Here is a 21231-nt window from a genome sequence, read left to right on the forward strand (position 1 = left end):
ACGCAAAAGAAACAAAACATTAATAGAAGAAAGATATTCCTTGCAGTCTGATAAATTCCTACCATATTTATTTTAAATATAGAACACAATAAACCGGCGTCATATACTTCAAATTTCAACCCCGTCTTCTTCTCCCTCATGTCAGATCAGAATTTTACCTGTCTGAACAAGAAGTTCGCTAAATGCCTGCAGAGCCCTTTCACTATACTCATATAGCGCTGCCCGAAAAATACTTTTCGGCATTTGCTCCAGATCATAAGGATTTCTAAGGGCTGCCACTGCCATAGGCTTTCCCATCTTTTCCAGATTAGCCGCCAGTTTGGTTACCAATTCGACCTGTCCTGGATTCATATGCGCATTTAAAGTGCCCACTGCTATTGCACTGCACCATTTAGTTTTGTTTAAAATAAGGTCAATTTCATCCATGTTTGGATTCAACGACATAAAAACTGCATCTCCACCAAATTTTTCTTTAAGATAGGATGAAAAAGAGAAACTCTTGTCTTCATCATTTTGCACCAGTGATGTCCTTGCCGGATATGGTCCGATCCACAATGGCCTCTGTCCGACTTCCATTTTATCCATTCCTTCTGGCTTATAGAGATCAATGCATTCTCTGTAAAATCCGTCCATAAATGTTTTCTGTTCAACTGTCCCCACAAGATTTAAATCTACTGGCTGACCTGAGTCACTAAGAACATGTTTGGATTTCTTCGGCTGACCTGAGTCACTAAGAACATATTTGGATTTCTTCGGCTGATCTGAGTCGCTAATAACATATTTGGATTTCTTCGGCTGATCTGAGTTAATATCAACCTGTGCAGTATGATTATTTTTAATTTGGGTATCATATTTTTTTTCACAAAATTTTCCCGCATATAGTGCCTTATATTTCAAAACCCGCCGCAGCGCTTCTTCTATTCTGCTCATTTCAATTCTTCCATCTTCTATTGCTTTTTTGATTTCCTGTATGGATTCATGGACTACTGATGCAGTATGGGATATAAAGATTAAGTCTGCTCCTGCCCGCAGGGCTTCTACTACGCCAGCCGGTGTCCCATAATACTTCCTGATAGCGTCCATTTCCATACAATCGGTAATGACCAGTCCTTTAAACTGCAATTGATCCCGGAGCAAACCTGTTATGACTTTTTTAGACATGGTACATGGGATTTTTTCAGGTTCAAACGCCGGCAGAAGCATATGTGCAATCGTTATCGCAGGGATGCCTTCGGCGATAGCATTTTGAAAGGGCAACAGTTCTTCCCTCTCCAACTGCTCCCTGCTCTTATCTACAGAAGGTAATCCCAGATGAGAATCTACATCGGTATCCCCATGTCCCGGAAAATGCTTTCCGGTGCATAGAATTCCGGCATCCAGATATCCACGTACTGCCTGTACTGCACATTTGCTGACTAAAACAGGCTCATTTCCAAAACTTCTGACTCCAATTACTGGATTTCGTGGATTGCTGTTTACATCCAGTACCGGAGCCAGATTGAAGTTGATACCAAGTGCTTTTAATTCTGCTCCAACAATTTTAGATCCCTCATAAATGCTGTTCCCTTCCCTGGAATGAAATTTAAGGCGCTCTCCGAACCTCCCCTGTGCCATTGCAGAGGGAAGCACAGCCATATCCACAGGCAGCCTGGATACCACGCCTCCTTCTTCATCAACGGTAAGAAAGGGCAGAACTCCGGTTTCCTCCAGGATAAATTCCTGCAACTGCCTGCACAGACTGGCAGCCTGTTCCTTACTCTTTATGTTGTAAGAGAAAAAAATAACATTTCCCACCTTATCCTTTTTTACCAGATCCAGGAATCCTTTATCGGGTTTACTGCCAGGAAACCCGGTAACGATTAACTGTCCTATTTTTTGATCTAAATTATTTATTTTTTCTAAATACATCTTGGTCTCCTTGTATTTCCCATTAATCCATAAACCAGAAAGTTTATGAAATAGAGTGAACGTTTTATGGGGTTCGATTAAATGACTTATATTTGGGTTTCGCTGAGTAAATTACGCTTTGTAGATGGAGGTAGTGTACGGAAAGAGAAGGGGGCGGACCAGGACATTGGTTTGGAAGGCTTACCGCAGAACTGGCATTTTCTAACCTTTCCGAAGCGCTTTTTGGCGGCACGCGGGCATTCGCTCCTAAATCCTGATGCATTTCGCAGCTCAGTGCCCGCTTAGTATCCGATGGGAGCCAGTCGAATACTATCCGCCAAAAAACACTCCGGCAAGGTAAGTAAATGCTCAGCTCTGCTATACGCCTTCCAAACCAATATCCTGGTCCACCCCCTTCTCTTTCCGAGATAGCATTCGTTGATACAAAGCTGGTTTTCTCAGCGTGGTGGAACCCTGGGGTTGTGACATGCTGGATGCTATTGGCGTAAAGCTAATGATGTCAAGCAACTGATCTTGAGAACGGGATTTGTTTTCTTTCTGCGATCAGAAAAAGAAGTAGACTTTCATCTTCTTTTGTGCATAAACAGCCATAAACATACTGAGTTCTATCCAATAAAGAATAAGACAGTTTTAGCCTCAGGGCATCTATCATGCCGAAAGCGAGTAGCATAAAGCAACTGAACTTATCACAGTGATTAGTTTCTTCATTCCAGAAAAAGTAGCAAACTTTCATCTTTTTTACGCATAAACAGCCGAAACATACTACGCTGCATCCAATAAAGAACAGCCAGCCACAGCCAAGGGGTTCCAACCTGCTGAGAAATCCAGCTTTGTGGCGGTAACATGAATCTCGGAAAGATGGGTGTGGGAAACTGATATGGGCGGAGGAAGCGTAGAGCAGAGCTGCGTATTTACTTAGCTTCCCGGAGTGCTTTTTGGCGGATAGTATTCGACTGGCTCCCATCGGATACTAAGCGGGTACTGAACCGAGAAATGCATCAGGATTTCTCGGTGAATACCCGCGTGCCGCCAAAAAGCGCTTCGGAAAGGTTAGAAAATACCAGTTCTGCGGCCAGCTGACGGAGCCCATGCCAGTTTCCCACACCCATCTTTTCGTACACTACCTACATCTACAAAGCGTCTTTAATCAGCAAAACCCAAATCTAATGCACTTAATAAAACATTACAAAACGTTCGCTGTAGTACTAAAGAATTGTCTGAAAATTGCTTTCTAAGGCTTCCCTTTTGATCATTCAATACCTGTGGAATTGAGATTTCCTCTTATAAAATGCACTGCTTTCTCTGGCAATTCCCAAGAGCAGTTCCTCTGCCCGCAGCCCCTCTTCCAGTATTTTTCCATTGCCAAAGAGTAACTCTATCATGCTTCTTGTTCCATCCTGATAAGGTGGCAGAAAGGTAAATTCCCCCGGATAGCTGTCCCGGAAAGCAAACAATAATTCCAGACCGGTTTCCACAGGACAGAATGCATTTCTATCTGTAATGTGTATATGGACTCCTTCACATGCCGTTCCCTGATGCTTTGAACTAAAAGGTGTGAAATACGCCGGCGAAAATATGGTCCCCGGCAGTTTTTTCATATTCATATACTTCGCTATCTTATATCCGTCGGCAAAAGGAGCTCCGATCATTTCAAAAGGTGCAGATGTCCCCCTGCCTTCTGAGAGATTAGTCCCTTCAAATAAACAGGTCCCGGGATATAAAAGTGCCGTGTCGAACCTGGGTATTCCAAGGCTTGGCATCACCCATACGCCGTCTGTATCCGGGTACATCCAGTTCCTCTTCCAGCCTTGTACCGGGAGTACTTTCAGTGGAAAATGATACCCCTGTTCGTGATATATCATATCAGCCAGCTCTCCTATCGTCAGTCCATACCGCATACAAAGTGAATAGGCACCTACAAAGCTCTCATAACCATCCTGAAGCATAGTCCCCTCCGCTTTGTCACCAAGGGGATTGATACGGTCCAGAATGATCAATTCCTTCTGGTATCTCTCACATTCCTGCATAGCATAATACATCGTTGAAATAAAAGTATAATATCTCACACCCAGGTCCTGAATATCATAGACCAGTGTATCCACCGGCTCCAGCATATCCCTGGTGAACCGCTTTGAATCTTTCCGATATAAACTATAAACCTGAATCTTTGTATATGGATCCACATAGGCATCCACATCACCTCCTGCATCCACATTTCCACGGACGCCATGTTCCGGGCTGTAAAGCGCTGACAGCATAAATTTGTCACGTAAAATATCAATCGTGGATACCAGCCTTTTATCAACACCGGAAACCGAAGTAATCAGCCCAAGCTTTTTACCGTTAAACCACCACTTGTAATCATCAATACAATCTATACCATTTCGAATCATTTCCTACCATCCTCCCATCAAATAAACCCTTCCCCTAAAACTCCTGTAAAACCAGTTTCTTTGCTTCCTCTTCAACGGTAAATGCCTGGGCATACTCTTTTCTTGCAAGGCAGCCATTGCATCTCATCAAATGCGCATAGTAATCCATATATGGAAAACTGGGACTGTTTACTGCAAACCAATGTTTCGAAATGGCTTCTTTCCATAAATCAAACCCTTCTTTTGATACCTCCATATATAAATATGGCGTATAATGTGCTGCGTCTTCCCAGTTCTGGGCATAATAAGGACCTTTTGCAAACCAGGCGCCCTCTGCTCTTTCCAGACCTGCAAGCCCTGCATAGAACCATGCATCTTTAACTATTTTATGAGTCAGTTCATGATCCTTGTGCATACTGTATTTCCAATGTGTCATAATTGCTTCCGGCTTATATTTTCGAATATCATCACAAAGCCTGAGCCTTACCTCTTCGTTATCCGGAAGTTCTCCATCCACATAAGGATAAACCAGAGCCTCACCTTTTAATGCCTGCGCAAATTCTACAGCCTCGCGTTCCTTCTGTATTCTGTATTCCCGGGGAGTGAGATGCGGCGGATTACCTCTTTCTCCGCCGGTCAATGCAATCGTAACGATGCGGTATCCCCTTAAGGAAAGGGTCGCCAGCACGCCTCCGCAAGTTAATTCCCCGTCACCCACATGACCGCCTATTGCCATAATCGTTTTTTGCTTTCCATTCGTTTCCATGCCTATATGCTTCCTTTCTATATCTTAATTTTCTTTCAACCCAAGAGAATATTCTAAAATTGCTTTCTGACAGCTGTGCGTCACAGTTAAGGGAGATTTGTGTTACATCTCTTTCTCATATCTGCCCACGTATGTATAATGGAAAAGCCCACATCTTCATAAATATTTCTTGCAGGATTATTTTCCCCCGTGAACAGCGTCATATATTCTGCACCTTTTTCCTTCAGCCCTCTGCATAAGTAACAAAACAGTACCTTAGCCAGCCCTTTTCCACGGAATGTTTTATCAATACCAATCCCTGCAAAATAGCCCCGTTTACTTTCCTCCACATCCAGAGGTCCTGCAAATCCACAGACCTGGCCCTGATAAACTGGAACTAAGATCGGCCTTTCTCCTATGTTTCCGGAAGAACTTGATACAAAATTGCTTTCTGACAGCTCTGTGCTAATACTAAGTATCTCCTTCTCCCACAATGGATTCTGAAAATCCCTCATCATCTTTTCTATACCCCGGTGAACACCGGGATCAAAAAATGTAAACGAATATCCTTCCCCGGACAGACGGATACTTTTCTCCTCCATATCAGCCGGAACCTTATAATCAGACAGATTCAGAAAATAACTGTTCTGCATGGCAAAATCCCGATATCCACAGTTTTTCAGGAAAATGTATGCATTTGATTGAATGTCCACGCCAGGTGTATTTGGATGAGTTACCGATTTTTGCCCCGGAGCGCTCCAGGGCAATGGCACCGGATTGAAAAAAGATATTTCCAGCTCCGTATTATGCCCCCGTTCCATCAGTTGCTTTTCTAATGCAGACAATACTATTCTGCCAAAGCCTTTTCTCCGTAAGGATTTATCTGTTACTACCATCGTTACAAACAGCTTTCCTGTGAGATGGTCCACAACCCCTGATGCAAATGCAAAGCCATCCTCCAGAAGGAGTGTAATCTTCTCCATTCCCTCTTGCTGCTGCAAAAACTTATCCTCAAATTCTTTCCTGGAAAGGATCAGATGAAGCATTTCCCTTTCTTTACAAGACTGGCTGAACATCAAGTATGCCTGTTCCGCTTCCCTGCTCTCTGCTATTATTTCTGTTATCTTCACGAAATACCTCCCTTAAACTGTGGCAGATAATCTCCGTGTGCCTGAAATAATTCTTCCATTACTGCACGCCCTGTCTCCTGGGACATGACCAGCGGATTAATCATCAGTGCCAGCAGTACTTTTTTCTTATCCCCTGTAAATGCAGCCTCACATCCTGCGATTTCAAATGATTTAATCTGTTGAATGAGGCCATTTACCGCGCGGGGAAGCCTGCCAATTTTAATCGGTACCGGTCCTTTTGCGGTAATCCGGCAGCTCACTTCTACAATTTCATCTTCTTCAAAATTATCGATGGCACCATGGTTCACCGTATTAACCACCTGAATATCCCCTGTGTCATTATAAATAGAACTGATCAGACTGCATGCTGCATTACTGTAATAAGCCCCACCACGCTTTTCTAGCTGTTTTGGCTTCTCGTTTAATGCCGGATCCTGATACAGTGCGAACAATTCATCCTCAACAGCTTTGACGAATTCAGCCCTCACTTCATGCTTTTCGTATTTTTCCAGAGCCTCCTTCAGATACTCTTTTGTCATATAATAATAGCGGTGATAAGAACAGGGTATTACACCCAGTTCTTCCACAAAATCCGGATCCCACGATATGGAAGTTATATTCTGAACGCTCTGGTCACCCCAAAGCTTTAACACTTCTCTGGTCAAATCAATTCCATCTACTTCTACTCTGGTACCAAATACCATGTGGTTCAATCCTCCAAAATCAACCCGTACCTCATCTATAGGCCGTTCCAGCAGGTCTGCAATTGCCTTGTGCATACCTATCGGAACATTACATAAACCGATAATTTTATGAAAGTCCGTATATCTGTGAATTCCTTCCATCACCATACCCACAGGATTGGTAAAATTTATCAGCCATGCCTCAGGACATATTTCTTTGATGTCACGGCAGATATCAGCAATGACAGGAATCGTTCTCAATCCTTTAAAAAGCCCTCCGGCTCCGTTGGTTTCCTGCCCGAGAATGCCGTGTGAAAGGGGAATTCTTTCATCCTTTATCCGAGCTTCCAGCTGTCCCACCCGAAGCTGGGTGGTAACAAAATCAGCTCCTTCCAAAGCCGCCCTCCGATCCAGGGTTGTATGTATTTCCATTGGTATTTGTGCCCTCTTTACCATCCTTCTTGCAAGGCCGGCAACTGTATTCATTTTTTCCAATCCCTCCCGGATATCAACCAGCCATAGTTCTTTTACCGGAAGTTCGTCATAACGTTTTATGAAACCGTCTACCAGCTCCGGCGTATAGCTGGAACCCCCGCCGATGGTAACCACTTTTACACCGCTGTTCTTCTTCTCAATATTCCGTTCATTCTTCTTTTCAATATTCCCTTTTCTGCTCCCTTCACTACTCCTTTGACATTTCCTTTCACATTTGCTTTCATTCTTCTCTGTCAAGCTCCTCATCCTCCTCTTCAAATGTTATCCGGTACAAATGCAATGCTCCAATTCTTCCCGCCTGATTGCCCAGGCGGCAGGCCTCAATTTTTGTATATGCTCTTAACTGAGGATAAAGGCGATAGACCTCCTCCTGCAGATCCACCAGAAAACGGGGCTGGTGGGAAACTGCACCGCCAATCAGCATTTTTTCGGGATCCAGAAGCATAGCTGCGTTTCCGGCAGCCATCGCCGCTTTATTCAGCCACTCGCGGTAAATGTTAAAAACTTTCGGATCATCCAAATGTGCAAATACATAGATCCCGTCAACTTCTCTTCCCAGCTCCCGGGATACTGCACGTACCAATACGGACGTTGCGCTGGCACTTACCCCATCTGACGATGTATATTCCAGTTTCACCAATCCGGCTTCTGCGGCCTTATAATGGCTTCCTCTGTAGAGGTGTCTGTCTATAATCATTGCCCCGCCTATACCGGTTCCAAAGGTCAGCATACAAAAATTTTGTATATCCTGGCCCGAACCCTTTATTAATTCTCCAACTGCGGCACAATTGCTGTCATTTTCAATCAAAACAGGCACATTAAAGGTATCCGCCAGTTCCTTTTTTAAATTGTACTTCCGAAAATTCTCCCCTACGCTGTAATCCGTATTTTCTCCTGTTACCGGATTGATAAATCCGGCCATGCACACAGCTATGCCGCATATTTTCTGCTGATATCGTTTCACTGTCATTTTTATCTGTTCCAAAAATTGCTCCGGGTTCTTAGCGGTAGGCTCCTCACCTTCCTCTAAGACCTGATATTCATCGTTCATCAGACTGTACTTCAAAAAAGTGCCGCCTATATCAACTGCCAAATATTTCTTCATCTTTTCCCTGTCTTTTTCCAACAGCCAGACTTTTCTCATTTTGTCTCCCCCTTTTTTTTCAACAACAATCTCAGAGTACCTTCTGCCGATTCCGCCTCTGCAAGTTTTACATGAAGATGGGGGAATTCCAACAGCATCTGTTCCTTTGTCCGTCTGCAGATTTCCTTATTTTTCAGCAGGACGCTTCCGGCAAAAACCAGATTATGTTCCTCCGGGATTCGATGCAGTACAGCCTTTGCAAGTTTAACAAGTTCATCCGCGCTTCTGTCTTGTATCCCACATGCTGTTATATCCATTTTTTCAGCTGCCGCTCCGCACAAAACCGCCAGAGATGCTATATCGCTTTTGGTCCTGTTCTCCTGATAAATCCAGCGGATCATTTCTTCTGTTGTTTTGATCTGCAGGTGTTCAAATACCATCTGCACCAGCAGGGTTTTCTTCGCTCGGCAGTCCTCACTTTGTACAACAGCAGACAGTATTTCTCTTCCAATGAAATAAGCACTTCCGCCGTCATCGATCAGATGCCCGTAGCCGCCAGCCCTGTACAAGATGCCACTTTCCCCTGTTCCCATGCAGACAGACCCTGTACCGGCGATTAATATACATCCCTTACAAGAAGGAAAAGCCGCCGCCAATGCCGTCTCATGATCCCCGAACAGTTCTGGTTCACATAAAAACCCTGCCCTCTTGCAGATTTTCTTTAAAAGACCTGCCGCCACAGGATTGCTGATCCCCGCCGTTCCAATACCAATCTGCATACAATTTTCCATAGCAAATCCCTGCTGCTTCAGACAGGCAAATGCGCCCAGCAGCATTTTCTGCACTGTTTCTTCCTTCTGTCCGTTCATGTTCAAGGGGCCTGCTTCCAGTCGGGCCATAATTGTACCAACACAGTCAGCTGCTAAAATCACAGTTTTTGTTCCACCGCCGTCAATTGCCAATATGTAACTTCCGTACCGGATCTTCTCATTAATATCCATGATTCACCTCTCTGCCACACTCATCCTTTCACAGCCCCCACGGTTACCCCTTCCAGAAAATATCTTTGAAGTGCAAAGAACAGGATAAACATCGGAAGAGCTGAAACTGTTGCACCTGCCATCATAGGAGCAAAATAGGTCGTATTTGCAAAACTGAAGTTCTTTAGTCCCACTTGAATCGTCTGCATAAATTCCTGGTTTGAAACCAGAAACGGCCAGAAAAAAGTATTCCATTCTCCTAAGAATGTCATAATCGCCATAACCGAAAGGATAGTCTTAGAAAGCGGCACCACAATCTTCCATACAATCATGGGCTGGCTGCATCCCTCTATCCTTGCTGATTCCATAATCGAAGTGGGAAGTGAGGTAAAAAACTGTTTTGCCAGAAAGACGTTATAGCAGGTAATCAGCGTCGGTGCTATCAGAGCCGCATAGGTATCCTGAATTTTCAGCACGTTCACAACCAGGATATAAAGCGGAACCTGAGTCACCTGATAAGGCACCATCATCGCCACTAATAAAAGAAAGAAGAAAAATTTACATCCCGGAAAGCGCAGTTTGGCAAATGCATATCCAGCCAGACTTGCAAATATTACGTTACTTACAGTCACTGCTGATGCCACAAGAAGTGAATTCAAAATCCAGCGAAACGAATATTTGCTGTATCCAAAGAAAAACTTATAGGAATCCAGAGAGAAATTCCTGGGTATCAAAGAATAACTGGCACCTCCCGCTTCCGTAGGTGCTCCAAAGGAGGATACTACCATATAGTAAATCGGGAAAATGGTAAGTACCGCAATGGTAACAAGCAAGAGGGCCAAAAGCAGATTTCTGAGGTTTTTTCGATACCTTTGATTCTTTCCATAGTTTTTATATAATCCCATCCTTATACCCATTGCATACTGCAGGCATACCTGCAATACTGCCACAATAAACAGATTGAAAGAATCACAATGTGGCTTCCTTTCTATATCATAATTTTCTTTCAATCAGGATCTAATATTCCACATCATTGGCACTTAGCTTGAACTGGAATACTGCAAATACTGCAATGATTACAGCCAGAATTAATGCCTGGGCGCAGGCTTCCCCATACTCAAAGTATTTAAACGCCCGGTTAAAAATCAAAAGTCCCGCCATCGTAGTCGCATTATCCGGGCCGCCGCCGGTCATCAGGTAGGCATTCTGGAATGACTGAAATCCGTTGATGACACCGGTGATTGCCAGAAATACCGTAGTTGGTTTTACCATGGGCCACACTATATATCGTACTTTTTGAAAAAAGGATGCCCCATCAATGTCTGCTGCCTCATAATATGTGGAATCAATACCAAGCAGTGCCGCAATATAAATGATTATGCTGGTACCCAGACCGGAAAAAACAGCCATAATAATCAGGGATACCATCGCCGTCTTAGAACTTCCCAGCCAGTTCTGGCTGCTGATACCAAATATACGAAGCACACTGTTTAAAAGCCCCGTTGGCAGCGGATCATAAATCCACTTCCATACAAAGGAAAGAGCCACCCCGGACGCAATAGCCGGAAGATAAAATACCGCCTTAAAAACGGTCTGCGTCCTTTTCTTAAAGGGAAGAATGAATAAAGAAATAGAAAAGGATAAAAACATGGATATGGGTACTGCAAAAATGGTGTATACCAGCGTGTTTTTCAGTGCTTTGTAAAATAAAGCGTTCTTAAAAGCAGACAGATAATTGTCAAATCCTACCCAGGTTGTTTTCAGGGGTTTGTAGTGCTGAAAGCTGGTGACCGCAGCAGAAATAACCGGATACAAGGTGAAAACAATAAAAGTTGTAAGGGGGACAAGAATAAAAATATATCCCCAGAGCGCATCTTTTTTCAGTTTATGTTTTTTATTCGTCATCGTCTTCTACTTTCCAGGGGGTGCTGCGAAGTCAGCCTTCACAGATGTGAAATATCTCCGCTCCACCCCCTTATACTTAATTATTTACACAACCATCTTCGCCAAACCTTTCATATGCTGCGTCTTTGATTGCCTGATACATCTCTTCCGGTGATACTTCCCCAGCCAGCAGTCCCTGGAATTTCGGCACTATAATTTCATCCTCAATTTTGATTGCACTGGCACTTAAATCCGCCGGGATATCCGGTCGTGCTTCTCCGACCTGCGTTAAAAGCTTCTGCACTGCTTTTGTATTATTTTCATTTTTGTTTTCTATCGAAGGAAGTGTATCATATGCTTTACGTCCGCTTTCACAGATTGGGTTTAAATATAATTCCTGGCAGGTCTGTGCTGCCCGCTCACCGCTTGCCAGATAATACGCTGCCTTAGCTACATTTTTGAGATGGGCTTCATCCGGATTTCTTTCTCCGGAAAGGCAGATATATCCGTCCACTGCACCGTATGACTGCTGTTCCCCGCCCTCAAATACCGGAACGGGAAGAACAATGTAATCTAATTCAATGCTGTTCTCTACTGCACTGTTATCCTTATTTTTCAGTTTTTCATTATTATCAGCAGCACTTTTTTCAAAAGAAGACAGTCCTTTTCCGGTAATCATTGTCTGACCGGTCAGGAACATATTCCAACGTTTCCCGGCATCTATTGATCCCAGTTCTTTCGGCATCGATCCGTCATCGATCAATGTCCTCAGATCCTTTAGAAAACTTAACATTTGAGTACTGGTATAGGCATATTTTAAGTCTTTATCAAATGCCGACGGCATCCCCGCATTTCGCACAAAGATACTGAAATAATCCTTTGCCGCCACACCTGAGCAGGCAAACAGAAATCCATAACGGCTGATGGTATCCCCATCTTTTACAACACCTTTTTTGATTGCGTCACGAAACTCATCATAACTCCAGCCCTCTTCCTGTATGTTTTTCCAGTCTATTCCTGAATCTTCCAGAAACTGGCGGTTGCCGCCGATACACTGAACCTCACAATAAGCCGGAAAACCATACATTCCATCTCCATTTTTAAAGTAATTTAAGATATCCTGGTCAAAATCTTGCATCATATCCTCATCCGCATACCTGGATATATCCACTGCCATGCCGGAATCTACATATTTGGATAGTCCATCTGAGCCGATAAATGCAATATCAGGCGGAGATCCTGCATTTACCTGAACATCTAACTTCTGGGTGACATCTTCCCAGCTTGCCGTTGTTACCTGAATCTCAACCTCCGGATTATCCTTGTTAAAAGCTTCCACATAAGAATTGATTTTATCCTGATAGGTAGCGGATACGGGTGGAAGCAGGGCCGTGACCACATCCTTTTCCTGGGCAGCAATTTCTTTTTCATTTGCCGGACTGCTCTCCTTTGAACTATCTGCAGCGTTTCCTGCATCTGCTGTTTCCTGAGAACTGTCTTTTACACTGCTTTTTGTCTCATTCGCTGTGGAAGCGCCACAACCTGCTATAACCGATGCTGCCATCACTGCTGCCATCCCAAATCCCCATAATTTTTTACCTTTCATTTTTGTCCTCCATCTACATCTGTTTTGAAATGTTAAGTTGATCCGTTTCCCTTTTTCCATTTTTGACTGCTAACCGAATCTTTCCTTTTGCATCCTTAAGCAGTTTGCGGGCTCTTGCAATATTGCAATCCACCAGCATTCTTGTGATTGCCAGTTTTGCTTCTCCGCCTGCCTCTCTTAATGCCTCCCTGGCTTCTTCCCTGCTGCAGTTCACAGCCTCCATAACAATATTCTCAGCACGGCATACCAGCTTTTCATTTGTCTGCTGTACATCTACCATCAGGTTCTCATATACTTTTCCGATACCTACCATACTTGCGGTAGAGATCATATTCAGTACCATTTTTTCTGCTGTTCCTGCCTTTAGCCTGGTGGAGCCCGTCAGAATCTCGGGGCCCGTCAGAAGTTCGATTCCAATATCTGCTGTCCTGCCCATTTCCATATTTTCATTGCAGACAATGGCAACTGTCCTGCATCCCGTTTCTTTTGCATATTCCAGCGCTCCCAGTACATATGGCGTTCTGCCGCTGGCTGCAATACCAATTACCGTATCTCTGTCTGTCAATTTGATATTTATCAGATCATCTCTTCCAAGATATGGATTATCTTCTGCGCCCTCTGCTGCTTTTATAAACGCCTCCTTCCCTCCGGCAATAATACCCACTACGCAGTCGTATGATACCCCAAAAGTGGGGGGACACTCAGAGGCATCCAGAATACCAAGCCTTCCGCTGGTACCCGCTCCTATGTAAATGATCCTTCCTCCGCTCTGCAGGCTTTTTGTTGTCCATTCAACCGCCTGTGCTATCCTGGGAAGCTCCCTTTTCACCACCTTTGCCACGCTTTCATCCTCATGATTCATAATCGAAATAATTTCAAGAGGCGTCATTTCATCCAATGCCATGGTTTCTGCATTGCGCATTTCTGTTGACATTTTCTTCAAATCTACCATTTTTTTGTGCATCCAATCCCTCTCTTTCACTCCTGGGTATCTGTTTTTGATATGTAAGTTTTCTTTAGGGAAACCATACATGATTCATAATTTCTCTGAATATAAGCCACATATAAAATGTCAATTACATTCAGCTGTGCCAGCCGGGATGCCAGCTTACCCGTTTTAAATGCATACTCCGTTGCCGTTACATAAAGATTATAATCCGTCAGTTTCGACAGGGGCGATTCTTTAAAACAGGTAATTGCAATCATGGGTACCTGGGCATTTTTCAATATTTTTGCACAGGATATCATCTCCCTGGTCTGCCCGGAGTAGCTGATCATAATAGCCACATCCTGCCGTCCCATTATCTTTGCCTGTACCAGTTGGGCGTGGTAATCTTCACATACCTGACACGGCTTATTGATTCTTAAAAACTTCAGATAAGCATCTTTTGCCACTAAAAGCGAAGCACCAATCCCAAAAAAAGCAGCCATTCTGGCATTTTTAAGTAAATCCAGGCACTTCTCCAGCGTTTCTATATCGATTAAACTTCTGGTATCTTCCAGCGAAGCAATACTCTTATAGGTGATTTTATCCACCAGATTTTCAAGGGAATCATCACGATGAATTTCATAATCCAATCCCAGTACATTTTCTTTGCGGACAGCAAGCTCATACAACAGCGATTTCTGGAACCTTTTATACTGGGGAAAGCCCGTCTTATGACAAAGCCTTGTAATTGTGGAAGCAGAAGCATATACTCTGTCTGCCAGCTGATGGATACTCATCTCTGCTGCTTCCTCCGGATTCTCCAGCAAAAAAGAAATGATACTCTTTTCTGTATTGCTTGCCTGATCATAATACTCACGCAGCCTCACCAAAACACTTTCCATGCATTCTGACCAATCCTTTCTACATATCTCTCATATAGCAAAAAATTCATTATGCAATACGACCTATATTTTTGTGTTTTTTGTTTATTTATTGTGTTCATTATACATACATGAAACATATCTGTCTATAATTCAGTCTACTTATGGTACTTTGTTTCATCTATTGGTACTTTCCCCTAATTTACACCCTTAATTGTGCAATTTCGATACAACCTCTTTCACCAGAAAATAAAAAAGGCGCCGGCGCGCTTTTTCCCTGCGCGCCGACACCTTTTTTGAAAAAATAGAGACAATTATACCTACTCAGCAATAGGATACGATCCAGCAATTTAGTTCTCAAACAGAAATCTGCTATATCGCTCCATCACCTCTTGCTTCCGCTTCCTGGATACCTGAAGCTCTTTTCCGTTTTTTAACAGGATCATGTCCTTATCCAACAACTTTATATAGGACATATTTACAATGTAACTGCGATATGGCTGTATAAAACAAGCCGATTTCAATTCCTGATAAAGCATACTCAGGTTCTCATAGGTCGTAAACTCCTGATTTTCCGTATGTATAATTACCTTGTTATTAAAGGATTCAATATACTCGATCGCCTTAAGTGGAATCGAGACCTTCCGGTACCCACACCTTACCTGAATACATGCCTCCGAACAGGAAATACTAAGTCTGGCAAAGCAATCACATATTTGTAAATATCCCACCGGCTTTAGCAAATAATTTACTGCATATAGGCGAAATGCTTCTACTGCATAATCACGTAATCCGGTTATAAAAATTAATTTTCCCTGATACTCTCCGCATATTTCCTCTGCAAGTACCTTACCCTCACCTTCTTCCATTCCGATATCCAGGAAAACCACATCATAACAGTAGCGTTTCAGTGCGTTTTTCATAGAGAATATGGAATGATGCAAATGTATCTTGATATCCATTGCATTTTCATGTCCATACCTGTAAATATAAGACTGCAGCAACTCAGCGTCTTTGAAACAAGCATCACAAACAGCTGCCAGCATACCTCAACACCTCCCTTGTAACCTTTGAGCGTGGTTGAAGCACGCTCTGTCTGACAGAATAAATATCTGCTTTACTGTTATAAAAACAGATTTCAGTAAGAATAACAATTCACTTGTAATAAAACGCAGTTTTTTGTAATAAAAATCACGAAATCAAATGAAAACATGGTATAATATTACCGATAAGAAAAACAGGAGAATGAAACATGAAAATAGCTATCTGTGATGATAATACATATGATTTAGACAACTTGACGAGACTTTTGGAGGATTACGGTAGCAATCAGCAAATACCTATTGAATTATACACCTATCCATCTTCCAGGGAGCTTCTTTCAGATTTTGATAAATACAGATTCCCACTTATTTTTCTGGACATCTATATGCAATCTTTGGACGGTATGCAGGCAGCAAGACTGCTGCGCAAAAAGGATACCAGCTTTCACCTGATTTTTACTACCACCAGTCTCGATCACCCTTTACAGGCCTTCGGTGTGTCTGCTACGGATTATCTGATTAAGCCAATTACCTATGATGCACTGGATACCTCCATGAAAAAATGCCGGGATTTATTGAACCAGTCTGCTCATTACCTGGTGGTTAAAGATAAGAGGCTGGTTCGCAACATATTATTATGTGATATTTACTGGACTGAAAGCAGAGGGCGTATCACCGTACTGCATCTTGAAGATGAGGTCATTGAAACATATCTCTCCTACCGTGAGCTGAAAAAACAGGTTGCAGGATTGCCATTTCTGGACAGCATCAGGGGTTGTCTCGTAAATATGAATTACATAGAAACCGTTCAGGAACATGATTTTCTAATGACAAACAAAGAAAAAGCGCCTATCCGCCTGCGTGGTTCTCTAATGGTAAAGCAGGCTTATTATGACTATTTGTGGAAACGTACAAGAAAGGAATCAATCTAAATGGAACATAGATTTACACGAATGATATACTATGGTACCCTGCTGATCACCTTGTTTCTATTCTCCACGAGTCTGTGCCTGCCAGTATCGGCAGGCAGTGCATCCCGTGCAGACACCGGCAATGCCGATATGGTATATTCCCGGGAAGAACTTATGAATTGGTTTGCCGGACATCCAGGCGGAGGAGAAGTTACCCTGGGGAATAATATCGACACCGGCAAATATCTTATTCTGAAGACTACGGCATCAGTTACCATACATATGAATGGATATGGGTTTAAGCTCCCTCAATCAAGTTCCTTAAACATATACGGTGAAGTCACGCTGATCAGCATTGATAATCCCGAACCGGTAATAGAAACAACATCATCTGCCAGTATCTTTTTTACTAATACAGTAAAAATAAAGGTGGTTGATGGCTGCGGGCTTTATTTTAAGGGAGATGTATATTCCGACTTACAGGATGGCCCCAGCAGCCTCCTAACCAGCAGTTTTTTCAATATGTCTGTTTCCGGACCTGACAGTATTGGCATCAAATGCACCGGAGACGTATCACTTGACTCTTTTAATATCACCCTCTCTAACGGAGCTCTGGGCATAAAAGCCCTGGGTAATATAACCTTGTTTTTAACTGGTATAACTGGCAGTGGCAAACCTTTGGAGACTACGGGAACCGTTACACTGGACTGCTGCGGCATGTCTGTGGTACCGGCTAACGCCACAATCATTCACCGGGCAGTGACATTAAATGAATTTTTCGTCAATTATGTTATAGCTCCAGGATCTGTTGACACTCTGCTGAACAGGCTTTCTTCTACGGCACGTTTTAATTTTCATTCAGATGATCCGTCTGTGCCTGATCGTATTGCTTTATTGCCTGTCACCTGGAATATCGGGAATATAGATACGCAGACTCCCGGTATTTATAAGCTGACAACTTATCAGGAATCTTTTCCTGTTTTGGGATTAGATTATGATTTCCCGCAGATACACGGGACTGTTTTAGTAACCACGCCCGGTAATTACTATTTACACAGTGCTGGTTCCATAAATAAAAATATCCGGATTTATTTTTATCAGACTCCTTCTGCGGATTCCCTGATCGAACTATATTTTTCCACAGATGAAGGTTCTACCTGGAATCCATTTGAAAGTTTTTCTTTCCTATACCCCGGAGAACTCTATCTGGAAACGGCTCTGGATAAAAGCTTAAGTTACCTTTTTCAGGCAGATATTACAGCAAACGGCACGACAACCAGAACTAATATCCTGAAGATTGAATTTGATGACTCCGGACGCCTCACACCTGAGATCTCCGATGGTGACAGGGATGGAAGCGATCGGGATGATCAGATAGTGCCTCCGCCGAACAACACAGTTAAGCCACCGAATAACATACCTCCAGCTGATGAAGCTCTGCCATCTCCATCTCCCGATGAGAAGATTCCTTCTGAAGATTCAAAGCCTTCTGCTCCGGATACGGAAACAGAGCCTGCGACCGATAAAGTGCCTTCCTCTGAAACACCTGCCACAAAGCCGCCCCGGCAGGAAGTTACACACTCCTCTGAACATAAGGATAATTCATCATCCAAACCGCAAGATTCCCAGCAAGGTGCCGGTTCGACGGATAGCCCCCTGCCTGGTCAGGCTGAACATAATTCCAGTGAAGGCGGTAGCGAAGAGTCAGATAATTCCCCTCTAAATGAAACGGCGCAGCAATCAGAAAACGGCATGATTACAGAAATTCCGGAGACAGGAGCTATAGCTTCAGCTAATACGGAAATACCGGAGAAAAAAGGAACTTTCATGGCGGAAACCTCACCTGTTTTAAAAGCTAACGGAAATGCAGAAAGCCCGTCTGTTAAAAGTAATATCTCAGATCCAATGCCTGTAGGTAAATCTGGTCAGGTTCTGCCCAAAATCTTACTCCTGTGCTCTGCAGTTATTTTGGCATGCCTTACGCTATATTGGAGAGGTAAACGGAAATCTTAATACAAATGATCAAATCCTCATGGAAAGGAGCTTCCTGCATTGCAGATATCCCCCAGACAAAAAGACAGCTATCCTTTATTGCTTGCCGTTATCTTGATAGCCGGCATCCTTTTATTTTCAATCAATGCCATTTACAATAATAAATATGCATTAGAAACACCACAGGGACAAAACGGCGTATTGGATCTCCGGAATACGGGTAAAGATTTTGTATATCTTATCAGCGGCTGGGAATTTTACCAATACCAGCTTCTTTCACCTGATGAATTCCATTCCCGGAAACCCATTTGCAGTGATTATGTATCAATCGGACAGCATGGAGGCTTTGAACTGGGCGATAAAGGGAAAAGCCCCCATGGCAGTGCAACATACCGCATTACCATCCTCACTGATACTGCTTCCCCCAGGATGCTGGAGCTTCCGGAGATTTATTCTTCATGCCGTATCTGGATAAATGGAGCGTTAGTCTCTTCATTTGGTACAGTGGAACCTGATAACTTTCAGAGAGGTATTGCCAACACCCTGATTACGATTCCGGCATCCGATAAAATTGAAATCGTGATACAGGCAACCGATTTGGACAGTCTGTACAGCGGCCTTACTTATCCTCCGGCCTTTGGTAACCCCTCCATCGTTACAAAGCTTTTTATTCTAAGGCCGCTCATATATACAATGGCATTTACGGTTACACTCCTCATTGGATGCTTTTATCTGCTCACACAGCTGAAAAGCAAGCAAGTAAAAAATGCTGTCCTGTTCTTTTTACTCTGCATCTTTTATGCGGGATATATCAGCTATCCATTGATTCATACCTTGGGATTAGACAGTACTTTCTGGTACCGCTTAGAATCTTTTAGTTTGTATGCCATGTTATTTATACTGATTTTACAACAGGGTAATATCTGCCGGATACCCGGAAAATACCGCTATCCTATGTCAGCCGCCAGCCTGCTTATATGTGTGATTGTCCTCATGATGCCCCTTTACTGGACGGACAGCATTAATGCCATGCTTCTCTACAGTAAATTATTAATGTACTACAAATGGATTGCGGCTGGCTATCTCGTACTCAGCACCATGACTGCCATTTTAGATAAAACCAGATATTCCAGGCGCCTTTTAGCCGGCTTTGGACTTATGGGATCGGCTCTGGCGATCGACCGCATCTTCCCTCTTTATGAACCGATTGTTGCGGGATGGCCTTTAGAAATAGCCGGATTTATCGTAGTCCTTTTACTATTCAGCATTCTGTTTTCAGAAACCATATCTGTATACCGCAATATGCTGATTCTGAAAGAACAGGAACGATATGATAAGCGCCAGTTAGAGGTGCAGCAGGAACAATACCAGCGTCTGATTTCATCCATCGAGAGTGCTGCCAAAAACCGTCATGACCTGCGGCACCACATACTTACGATCCGCTCCCTGGCTGAAAGCCATGAACAGGAAAGCCTTTTACGGTATCTAGATCAATTCGAAAATCATTTTAAATCTGCTTCAAACATAATATTATGTCAGAATCATGCCGTTAATTCTATTCTGGTTCATTATCTGATACTTGCTAAACAGGATGAAATTCCCACAAAAACAGCGATCAATCTGCCGGATGATTTGGGCGGGATATCTGAAATCAATTTGTGTATCATATTAGGAAACAGCCTGGAAAATGCATTGGAGGCATCAAAGCACATGGCAAAAGGAGAAGCCCGCATTCAGATATGTATTCAGCCTATAGGCTTTATGCTTTCTATCACTATTGATAATAACTGTGATACGCTCGCCCTGGCTGACTCAAAAGGTGGCTTCTTATCCGATAAAAGAGACCGGAAAGAATCCGGTCTGGGCATATTCAGTATTCGAGCTGCTGTTGAACAATACAACGGCATAATAAAATTTGAGACTTTGCAAAACGAATTCCGGACATCGATACTGTTACCAATGAATCATGAACATTCCGGATAAAAAGGACTATAAAAAACGCCCCTAAAAAGGGGCACTGTTCTTTTTCGTTACACAATTGTGAGGATATCGCTGAATCCTGTCATATCAAAAACATCCTGTACCTCTTCACATACATGATGCAGTTCCATAGATCCCTGGCGGTTCATTTGCTTCTGTGCTCCTAACAAGACACGTAATCCGGCTGAAGAAATATAGTCCAGCTTTCCCATATCCAGCACCAGTTCTGCAACATTCTTAAGCGAATCCTCCAGCTCTTTTTCCAGCTGTGGCGCTGTCATTGTGTCCAGACGCCCTTCTAATTCCAATAATAACTTACATCCTTCATTTACCTTTATAATGTTCATTTTTATCCTCATTATGTATCGCAACTGCATGCAATACTGCCACTCTCTGACCGGTTGAAAGAATCACTGGTGGCATCCTTTCCTCATTTTATTTTCTTCCAGCCCTATTATACAAATGCAATGGCAGAAAAGGAGAAACTTCCCGCCCTGTCACTGCACCTGTGTAATTCCATGTTACTTTCAATTATAAATAATATTCCGGCTGTCCGGCTTACCATTTACCACGAAACTCTGCCACTTACCACATCTTTTATAAAATAAG

Annotated in this window: 19 protein-coding genes; 4 read left to right on the forward strand and 15 right to left on the reverse strand. The window is 43.1% G+C overall.

All coding sequences use genetic code 11. The features are described 5' to 3' along the window. Positions 1–141: 141 nt before the first annotated feature. The 14 genes from QR40_RS29890 to QR40_RS14400 all read right to left on the reverse strand — a co-directional run bounded on the left by QR40_RS29890 (position 142) and on the right by QR40_RS14400 (position 15742). Positions 142–1908: a glycoside hydrolase family 3 protein gene (locus QR40_RS29890; RefSeq protein ID WP_052430860.1), complete on the reverse strand. Its 1767-nt coding sequence runs from the start codon at positions 1906–1908 to the stop codon at positions 142–144. Between the two features lie 998 nt (positions 1909–2906). After that, positions 2907–3029, reverse strand: coding sequence for a hypothetical protein (locus tag QR40_RS32610; protein ID WP_255348111.1), 123 nt, complete (start codon positions 3027–3029; stop codon positions 2907–2909). 132 nt (positions 3030–3161) lie between these two features. Next, on the reverse strand, positions 3162–4301 hold the full coding sequence (locus QR40_RS14345; RefSeq protein WP_044295666.1) for a DUF1343 domain-containing protein: 1140 nt from the start codon (positions 4299–4301) through the stop codon (positions 3162–3164). A gap of 34 nt (positions 4302–4335) precedes the next feature. Then, on the reverse strand, positions 4336–5046 hold the full coding sequence (locus QR40_RS14350; RefSeq protein ID WP_044295667.1) for a PIG-L deacetylase family protein: 711 nt from the start codon (positions 5044–5046) through the stop codon (positions 4336–4338). 86 nt (positions 5047–5132) lie between these two features. Continuing rightward, positions 5133–6155 (reverse strand): GNAT family N-acetyltransferase, encoded by a 1023-nt coding sequence (locus tag QR40_RS14355; protein WP_044295669.1) that lies wholly within the window; start codon positions 6153–6155, stop codon positions 5133–5135. Then, on the reverse strand, positions 6152–7570 hold the full coding sequence (locus tag QR40_RS14360; RefSeq protein ID WP_330373755.1) for a 6-phospho-beta-glucosidase: 1419 nt from the start codon (positions 7568–7570) through the stop codon (positions 6152–6154). The genes QR40_RS14355 and QR40_RS14360 overlap by 4 nt, the downstream gene beginning before the upstream one ends. Then, on the reverse strand, positions 7554–8477 hold the full coding sequence (locus tag QR40_RS14365) for an ROK family protein (RefSeq protein WP_044295670.1): 924 nt from the start codon (positions 8475–8477) through the stop codon (positions 7554–7556). Before QR40_RS14365 ends, QR40_RS14360 begins: the two co-directional genes overlap by 17 nt. Next, positions 8474–9418 carry an N-acetylglucosamine kinase gene (locus QR40_RS14370; RefSeq protein WP_052430861.1) on the reverse strand — a complete coding sequence of 315 codons (945 nt, stop codon included), beginning with the start codon at positions 9416–9418 and terminating at the stop codon, positions 8474–8476. Before QR40_RS14370 ends, QR40_RS14365 begins: the two co-directional genes overlap by 4 nt. A gap of 20 nt (positions 9419–9438) precedes the next feature. Continuing rightward, positions 9439–10347 (reverse strand): carbohydrate ABC transporter permease, encoded by a 909-nt coding sequence (locus QR40_RS14375; RefSeq protein ID WP_242858535.1) that lies wholly within the window; start codon positions 10345–10347, stop codon positions 9439–9441. A 67-nt stretch (positions 10348–10414) separates the two neighbouring features. Beyond that, positions 10415–11302 (reverse strand): carbohydrate ABC transporter permease, encoded by an 888-nt coding sequence (locus tag QR40_RS14380; RefSeq protein ID WP_044295672.1) that lies wholly within the window; start codon positions 11300–11302, stop codon positions 10415–10417. Positions 11303–11378: 76 nt separating this feature from the next. Further along, positions 11379–12887 carry an ABC transporter substrate-binding protein gene (locus QR40_RS14385; RefSeq protein WP_044295673.1) on the reverse strand — a complete coding sequence of 503 codons (1509 nt, stop codon included), beginning with the start codon at positions 12885–12887 and terminating at the stop codon, positions 11379–11381. Between the two features lie 13 nt (positions 12888–12900). Beyond that, positions 12901–13839, reverse strand: a complete 939-nt coding sequence (gene murQ, locus QR40_RS14390; RefSeq protein ID WP_044295846.1) for an N-acetylmuramic acid 6-phosphate etherase — start codon at positions 13837–13839, stop codon at positions 12901–12903. A 26-nt stretch (positions 13840–13865) separates the two neighbouring features. Continuing rightward, the gene (locus QR40_RS14395; RefSeq protein ID WP_044295675.1) at positions 13866–14717 is read right to left on the reverse strand and encodes a MurR/RpiR family transcriptional regulator; all 852 of its coding nucleotides are present in this window, start codon (positions 14715–14717) and stop codon (positions 13866–13868) included. 329 nt (positions 14718–15046) lie between these two features. After that, a complete protein-coding gene (locus QR40_RS14400) occupies positions 15047–15742 on the reverse strand; it encodes a LytR/AlgR family response regulator transcription factor (RefSeq protein WP_044295677.1) in 696 nt (231 codons plus the stop codon). 206 nt (positions 15743–15948) lie between these two features. On the opposite strand from QR40_RS14400, the gene QR40_RS14405 reads away from it, so the two are divergent. The 3 genes from QR40_RS14405 to QR40_RS14415 are packed head-to-tail and all read left to right on the forward strand — an operon-like array spanning position 15949 to position 20625. Beyond that, positions 15949–16671 carry a LytR/AlgR family response regulator transcription factor gene (locus QR40_RS14405; RefSeq protein WP_044295679.1) on the forward strand — a complete coding sequence of 241 codons (723 nt, stop codon included), beginning with the start codon at positions 15949–15951 and terminating at the stop codon, positions 16669–16671. Next, complete coding sequence (locus QR40_RS14410; RefSeq protein ID WP_044295680.1) at positions 16672–18663, forward strand: hypothetical protein; 1992 nt, start codon at positions 16672–16674, stop codon at positions 18661–18663. Positions 18664–18702: 39 nt separating this feature from the next. Then, positions 18703–20625, forward strand: a complete 1923-nt coding sequence (locus QR40_RS14415; protein WP_044295681.1) for a sensor histidine kinase — start codon at positions 18703–18705, stop codon at positions 20623–20625. Positions 20626–20672: 47 nt separating this feature from the next. On the opposite strand, the gene QR40_RS14420 is transcribed toward QR40_RS14415, so the two are convergent. Beyond that, complete coding sequence (locus tag QR40_RS14420; protein WP_200889753.1) at positions 20673–20969, reverse strand: STAS domain-containing protein; 297 nt, start codon at positions 20967–20969, stop codon at positions 20673–20675. Between the two features lie 54 nt (positions 20970–21023). On the opposite strand from QR40_RS14420, the gene QR40_RS14425 reads away from it, so the two are divergent. Continuing rightward, positions 21024–21230 carry a hypothetical protein gene (locus tag QR40_RS14425; RefSeq protein WP_152614216.1) on the forward strand — a complete coding sequence of 69 codons (207 nt, stop codon included), beginning with the start codon at positions 21024–21026 and terminating at the stop codon, positions 21228–21230. Position 21231 lies beyond the last annotated feature (1 nt).

Source organism: Robinsoniella peoriensis, from assembly GCF_000797495.1.
GTDB classification, from domain to species: Bacteria; Bacillota; Clostridia; order Lachnospirales; family Lachnospiraceae; genus Robinsoniella; species Robinsoniella peoriensis.